Here is a 1,364-nt window from a genome sequence, read left to right on the forward strand (position 1 = left end):
CGGGACTGTCAGATATTTTGTGTGCGGGCCGGTAACGGCCTGCCGTTAGGCAGGCCATGCTTTACCAGGTCGGCCTGATAAATCGATCTCCGTACAGAATCGCGAATTGATTCATCGCACTTTTCCAGTCATGGGCCGCTGAGCCCCAGTTTGCTGTGATATTGCGCAGTCCAAGCCAGATCAGTTTTGTCGCCGCATCGTCGGTCGGGAAGTGACCTCGGGTCTTGATGATCTTGCGCAGCTGAGCGTTGATGCTCTCGATGACGTTGGTCGTGTAAATCACTTTTCGGATCGCCGGCGGGAAAACGAAAAATGGAATCACACGATCCCAAGCGCGGCGCCAAGCCGCCACTACCGTCGGATACTGCTTGCCCCATGGTCCGCTTTCAAACGCATCCAGCGCCTGCTCCGCCGCTTCGGCGGTGAGTGCCTGATAGATCGGTTTGAGCGCTTTGGCCAGTTCGCGACGCTTATCCCAAGCTGCGTAATCAAGACTATTGCGGATCAGATGAACAATGCAGGTTTGCAGTGTCGTCTCCGGAAATACGGCGCTGAGAGCTTCCGGCATGCCTTTAAGGCCATCGGTCACAGCAATCAACACGTCTTCGACGCCACGTGTCTTGAGGTCGTTGAAAACCTTCATCCAGAATTTAGCGCCCTCGGTCGTTTCGATCCAAATGCCGAGAATATCGCGTGTTCCGTCAGGCAAAACACCCAGGGCCAAGTAGATCGCCTTGTTGCGAACCAGGCCCTCTTCGCGGATTTTGACCCGCAGAGCATCGAAGAAAATAACCGGATACATCGGCTCCAAAGGCCGCTGTTGCCATGCACCGATCTCTGCCATGACCTCGTCGGTTACAGAGCTGATGAAGTCGGGAGAAACGTCCGTACCGTACTGCTCGGAAAGAAACGCACGGATCTCTCTGACCGTCATACCGCGGGCATACATAGCGATGATCTTGTCGTCGAACCCGGTGTAACGGCGTTCGTGTTTGGGAATCAGGATGGGAGAAAAACTGCCGTCCCGGTCGCGAGGTATATCCAGTCGGAGCGGGCCATCGCCGGTTAGAACCGTCTTGCTACTTTTGCCATTGCGCTGGTTGGTTTCATCCTCTGGGCGCTGCGCGCCCGGCGGATAGCCCAGGTGGTGACCGAGCTCAGCATTCAGGGCTCGCTCGATCAACGCCTTTTTGAACGCCGCAGAGGCGTCCTCAATGGCTTCAGCGGTCATCGGCCCATCGGTGAACTGCTCAAGCAGCTCTTTCGGGATTTTCGGCAGCTCTCGCAACGCGGGTTTCTTCTTGGTTGGCATACATGCACCTCTTACTCATGTTATGCCCGAACACAAAATTTCTGACACCCCC

Annotated in this window: 1 protein-coding gene; it reads right to left on the bottom strand. The window is 55.7% G+C overall.

Features of this window, described 5'->3' with window-relative positions; genetic code table 11:
* Window positions 1–61: 61 nt before the first annotated feature.
* Window positions 62–1,312: an IS256 family transposase gene (locus tag AC3WQN_RS25400; protein ID WP_103400298.1), complete on the bottom strand. Its 1,251-nt coding sequence runs from the start codon at window positions 1,310–1,312 to the stop codon at window positions 62–64.
* Window positions 1,313–1,364 lie beyond the last annotated feature (52 nt).

The organism is Pseudomonas sp. FW300-N1A1, from assembly GCF_058789115.1.